The 5,485-nt window shown below is 68.2% G+C and carries 5 protein-coding genes and 1 pseudogene; 5 read left to right on the top strand and 1 reads right to left on the bottom strand.

Annotated features, from left to right (window positions below; translation table 11 throughout):
- The 5 genes and pseudogenes from VFF46_RS04595 to VFF46_RS04575 form a co-directional block, all read left to right on the top strand.
- A pseudogene (locus VFF46_RS04595) lies at positions 1-287 on the top strand (succinyl-diaminopimelate desuccinylase); the annotation flags it as partial.
- A 37-nt stretch (positions 288-324) separates the two neighbouring features.
- The gene (locus tag VFF46_RS04590; protein ID WP_325035752.1) at positions 325-1,170 is read left to right on the top strand and encodes a TIGR00730 family Rossman fold protein; all 846 of its coding nucleotides are present in this window, start codon (positions 325-327) and stop codon (positions 1,168-1,170) included.
- 54 nt (positions 1,171-1,224) lie between these two features.
- Complete coding sequence (locus VFF46_RS04585) at positions 1,225-3,660, top strand: DivIVA domain-containing protein (protein WP_325035753.1); 2,436 nt, start codon at positions 1,225-1,227, stop codon at positions 3,658-3,660.
- 26 nt (positions 3,661-3,686) lie between these two features.
- Positions 3,687-4,118 (top strand): SRPBCC family protein, encoded by a 432-nt coding sequence (locus tag VFF46_RS04580; protein ID WP_325035751.1) that lies wholly within the window; start codon positions 3,687-3,689, stop codon positions 4,116-4,118.
- Positions 4,115-4,675 carry a DNA-3-methyladenine glycosylase I gene (locus VFF46_RS04575; protein WP_325035750.1) on the top strand — a complete coding sequence of 187 codons (561 nt, stop codon included), beginning with the start codon at positions 4,115-4,117 and terminating at the stop codon, positions 4,673-4,675. The genes VFF46_RS04580 and VFF46_RS04575 overlap by 4 nt, the downstream gene beginning before the upstream one ends.
- Positions 4,676-4,866: 191 nt before the next feature.
- Here the strand turns inward: VFF46_RS04575 and VFF46_RS04570 are convergent, their stop codons facing one another.
- Positions 4,867-5,343 carry a hypothetical protein gene (locus VFF46_RS04570; protein ID WP_325035749.1) on the bottom strand — a complete coding sequence of 159 codons (477 nt, stop codon included), beginning with the start codon at positions 5,341-5,343 and terminating at the stop codon, positions 4,867-4,869.
- Between the last annotated feature and the right edge of the window lie 142 nt (positions 5,344-5,485).

The following is a 5,485-nucleotide window of genomic DNA, read 5'->3' as shown; positions in this document are numbered from 1 at the left end:
GCGAGGTGTTCGAGGGGTACGACGTGGTCGTCACGGACTCGGCGCCCGGCGGACTGCCCGGGCTGGAACGGCCGGCCGCGGCGGCGTTCCTCCAGGTGGTGGGCGGGGAGCCGCAGCCGAAGTTCGGGTGGACGGATGTGGCGCGGTTCACGCTGCTCGGCGTACCGGCGGTGAACTACGGACCGGGTGACCCGCTGTACGCGCACAAACAGGACGAGTTCGTGCCGGAGGCGGAGATCGAGCTGTGTGAACAGCGGTTGAGGAGTTGGTTGACGGGCCGCGCCTGAGCGGGCCGGGTTCCAGGGCAGGCCATAATCTGGAGGCATGTCAGAACCATCGATCCACCCCGACCGTCCGGTCGGCCAGCAGCAGCGCGGGCCGGTCGTGATGCGGCGCAAGCAGGTGCAGCACTCCACCTCCGAGCAGCGGCTGCTGGACAGCCGCGGGCCGTCGGACTGGGTGCACACCGACCCGTGGCGGGTGCTGCGGATCCAGTCGGAGTTCATCGAGGGATTCGGGATGCTGGCCGAGCTCGGGTCCGCGATCAGCGTGTTCGGGTCGGCGCGGACGAAGCCGGACGACCCGATGTACGTCGCCGCCGAGGAGGTCGGCCGGAAACTGGTCGGTGCCGGGTACGCCGTCATCACCGGCGGCGGGCCGGGCGTGATGGAGGCCGCGAACAAGGGCGCCTCCGAGGCCGGCGGCGTGTCGGTCGGCCTCGGCATCGAGCTGCCCTTCGAGAACGGCCTGAACGAGTGGGTCGACATCGGGATGAACTTCCGGTACTTCTTCACCCGGAAGACGATGTTCGTGAAGTACGCGCAGGGGTTCATCGTGATGCCGGGCGGGTTCGGCACGCTGGACGAGCTGTTCGAGGCGCTCACGCTGGCCCAGACCCGCAAGGTCACGTCGTTCCCGGTCGTGCTGTTCGGTACGTCGTACTGGGGCGGCCTGGTCGACTGGCTGCGCACCACGATGCTCGAGGACGGCAAGATCTCGGCCGCCGACCTGGACATGTTCGTGGTCACCGACGACGTCGACGAGGCGATCAGCTACATCGTCAAGGCCGGCGAACTGGCCGACGCCGCCGCCGCGGACGCCGCCGACGCCGCCGAAGCCGACGTCGAAGGCTCATCCAGGGTGCACCCGCTCGGGTCCGACGGGAGCTGAATCCCTGGGTGTTTGTGCGGTTGACTCGGGCGGCATGGCACGATCGGACCCGTGATGTGGTTCTTCGGGCTGATCGTGGTGCTGTTGATCGGGGCTGTCGCGGTGGTGGCCTCGGGTCGTTGGGGTGCCATGAGTACGGCGTACGACGACCGTCCGGACATGACCGTACCGGCCCGGCAGGCGCTGACCTCGACCGACATCGAGTCCGCGAGGTTCGCCGTCGGCGTCCGCGGCTACCGGATGGACGAGGTCGACACCCTGCTCGAACGGATCGCCAAGGAAGTCGCCGAACGCGACCGCCGCATCGCCGACCTCGAACGCGCCGTAGCCCCCATCGTCGACTCCCCCGAGGGCCACGGCTTCACCTCGGCCCCCTACGAACCCTCGGCCCTCGAAGACACCGGCCCCCACCAGCCAATCCTCGTAGGCGGCAACTTCCCAAACCCCACCTCGCCCGAAGACCCCACGTCCTCGGACGAGCCCACCCCCTCCGCCGAGGGGCCTACGTCCTCCGCCGAGCCCACCCCGTCCGACGAACTCGCGTCCGCGGACGCTCGCACCGCCTCCGCCGAGCCCACCCCGTCCGACGAACTCACGTCCTCCGACGAACTCAAGTCCTCGGGGGCGCACATCTCCTCCGCCGAGCTCACGTCCTCGGACGAGCTCAGGTCCTCGGACGAGCTCAGGTCCTCGGACGAGCTCAGGTCCTCGGACGAGCTCAGGTCCTCGGACGAGCTCAGGTCCTCGGAGGAGCTCACGTCGTCGGACCGGCCCACCTCCAACGACGGACCTACCCCCTCGGGCGAGCCCACCGCCTCGGACAGGCACACCTCCTCCGACGAGCCCGCCGCGGCCGCCGGCGTGATCTCCGGGGAAGGCGCCGAGATCGCCGACCCGACCTCGCGGTCGGCAGCACCTGCGTCCGACCCGACCTCCGCGACGGGCACGGCACATGCCAACCCGATCCACAGCGCAGGCCCCGGCACGACGGGTAACGGTGCGGCGGGCGCGGCGACCACCCCAGGCACACCGGACGCACCAGGCACCGCTCCAGCAGCAGACGGTGGTACGGCCGGAGCTGGTGCGGCAGAGGCTGGTACGACGGACGCAGGTACGCCAGGTAGCAGCACCGCGACTCCCGAAGCGGCTGACGGAGCAGGCGCCGGTACAGCAGCTCCGGGAGCGGACGCTGGTACGACGGCTCGTGGCGCGGGTGCTGGTGCCGCGGCTGCTGAAGCGGCTGGTGGAGCAGGCGCTGGTACGGCCGCTCCCGGAGCGGACGCTGGTACGGCTGCTACCGCAGTGGCAGCTGGAACTGGTGCTGGTGCGGTGGCTGCTGGTGTTGCGCATGGTGGTGCGGGTGGAGATGCGGAGGATGAGCCGCAGACGCGGGAGCTGCCGCGGGCTAGCCAGGCTGCTGCTGAGGAGTACGAGCGCCTCCAGGCCGAGGCCCGCGCCGTACTGGAAGCACAATCGCAGCCCGTCACCCCACGACGAACCCCAGCCCCTCAAGAACCGCTCCCCACGCAACAGCCGCCAGCACAGGGGCTCGCCCAACCCGCAGAGGACGAGCAGCAGTCACAAGCAGCCCACCAGCAGTCGCAGGCAGCTCACCAGCCGCCCCAGAATTCCTCGCACCAACTGCCCCAGGACTTCTACCAGCAGCCGTCCCAAGACTCTTACCACCAGCCTTCACAGGACTCCTCGCACCAGACGCCTCAGGACTCCCCACACCAGCCGTCTCAGGACTCCTACCATCAGCCCTTCCAGGACTCTGACCAGCAGCTGACCGACGACTCGTACCAGCAGCCGACCCACGGCTCGTACCAGGAGCTGGGGCAGAGCCCGTCGCAACCGGAGCTGGACCAGAACCCCTCGCAGCCGCAGCTGGCACCGCTCACTCCGGCGCAGCAGTACGACCAACTGAAGCTCAACCAGGCGGCCCCCGGTCGGCTGCAGCAGCCGGCGGAGCCTGCGCCGGACGGTACCTCCGGTCGGGACGCTGCTGAGCCTCCTGCTGTGCACTGGACAGCGCAGCCGGCAGCCCAAACCGAGCAGCCAACCAACCAACACCAACCGCCGACCGATCACCACCAACCGCCGGTCGATCAGTACCAGCCGCCGACCGATCAGCACCAGCCGCAGGCGGATCAACACCAACAGTCGGCGGGGCAGTACCAGCAGTCGGCGGAGCAACACCAGCCGCAGGCGGATCAACTCCAGCAGTCCGCCGGGCAGTTCCAGCAGTCGGCAGAGCAACACCAGTCGCCGATCAATCAACACGAGCAGTCGGATGATCAGCGCGAGCAGTCGGCTGAGCAGCATCAGCCGTCGGGCAATCAGCACCAGGCGCCGGCAGATGAACGCCAGCAGGCGGCTGAGCAGGGTGGGGCGGGGTCGGCTGAGGGGGACTCGGAGGGCGAGGAGGGGTGGCGGTTTTGGCCGCCGGCTGGGCAGGAGGGGGAAGGGGCCTATCAGCGGCCTAGCTGATGGGAGATTCGCGGGGTTGTCGCGCTGTGGCGTCGGTGGAGTTGGGGCTGGCGCCTGAAGCGGCGTGGGCAGTGGTGATGGACTGGGAGCGGCAGTCGCGGTGGATGCTGTTCACACGGGTCTGGGCAACCGAGAACGGCGGTACGGGCGTCGGCGGGGGAGTTGCGGCGCGGACTTCTGTCGGTGGCGTCGGGTTCACTGACGACATGGTCATCACGCACTGGGATCCGCCGCGCGAATGCACGGTGAAACACCTCGGCAAACTCATCCGCGGCACCGGCACATTCACCATCGAGCCGCGGGAGTACGGCGGGCGGGTGGGTAGTAGGTTCACCTGGGCGGAGGATGTTGTGCCGCCGTTGGGGCGGGTTGGGGTGTTGTGCTGGCCGGTTGTGCGGCCGGTGTTCGAAGGGTTGATGCGGGTTTCGCTTCGGCGGCTGGTGGAGGAGGTTCGGTGACGGTTACGGGTCCGGATGGGCAGCCGCGTTGCGGGTGGGCGACGTCCGCGCCGGAGTACGTCGAGTATCACGACACCGAGTGGGGCAAGGAGATCCGGAACGACGTCGGGCTGTTCGAGCGGATGACGCTCGAAGGGTTCCAGTCGGGGTTGTCGTGGATCACGATCCTGCGCAAGCGGGAGAACTTCCGGGCCGCGTTCGCGCAGTTCGACCCGGAGGCGATCGCGAAGTACGGCGACGCCGACTTCGACCGGCTGATGGCTGACCCGGGCATCGTCCGGAACCGATTGAAGATCAACGCGACGATCTCGAACGCCCGCGCCCTGCTCGACCTGGCCGACGGCGAGTTCACCGAACTGCTCTGGTCGTTCCGGCCCGCGAAGCACAAGATCCCCAAGACGCTCGCCGACGTACCGGCCACGACCCCGGAGTCGATCGCGATGTCGAAGGCGCTGAAGAAGCACGGCTTCGTGTTCGTCGGACCGACCACGGCGTACGCGCTGATGCAGGCTACCGGCATCGTCAACGACCACCTGAAAACCTGCATCGCACGCTGAATCTCGTGCACGTGCATCTGCAAAAGGCAACTGCATAAGGCACTTTGCCGAAATCAAAAGACAAACGGCTGAACGAGTTGTGCTTCGGGTACGGAACGTGATGAGGTGTTCAGCGGGCTCCCCGACTGTCAGGTGGTTGTCCGGCCGTGACTCGCCCGGCCGGAACGCGGTCGTGGAGCCCACCAAACGTTTCAGGGAGGTTTGCTCGTCCCGTCAGTGGTGAAGCTGGTCAGGGACACATCAGTTCCGGTCAGCCCACACAACTGCACGCCGTCCACACCCTGTGGTGAGATACAGGTTCGCTTCCGCACAAGCGTCCGCAGCATTGTCGTGCGCGTTGCCGAACTGCCGCGTCCAGCTCTGCGTGTGATCCGGCGAGTGCGCCAGTACCCCGTCGAACTTCCGAGCGGCGTCTCGAGCGCGCCGTCCGTGAACCCGCGGACGTACACCGAACCGCCTGTGTCCACAGCGATCCCGGCGCCCGTGCCGTTCCCGCTGGTCCCGAACTGGTCGCGCCAGGTCAGTACGCCGTCCACGCGGGCGACCACGATGTCCTTGCCGCCGATCAACATCCGTACGAAGTCGCCGGCCGCGAACCGGGTGAGGCAGACACCGCCTGCGGGATCCGCCGCGAGTCCCCACACCTCGTCGGACCGGCGTACAGCCAACCGCGCCCTTCGTGTAAACGCCGACGTACACGTCCGTCCCGTCGACGGCCACCGAGTAGCTGCCATCCACCACCCCAGATACGCCGAACTGCCTGAGCCAGCGCCGATTCCCCTCAGCGTCGTACTGCGCCACGAACGCGTC

This window comes from Kribbella sp. (assembly GCF_035655035.1).
Lineage (GTDB): Bacteria > Actinomycetota > Actinomycetes > Propionibacteriales > Kribbellaceae > Kribbella.
This window is presented reverse-complemented; position numbering and strand designations above follow the sequence as displayed.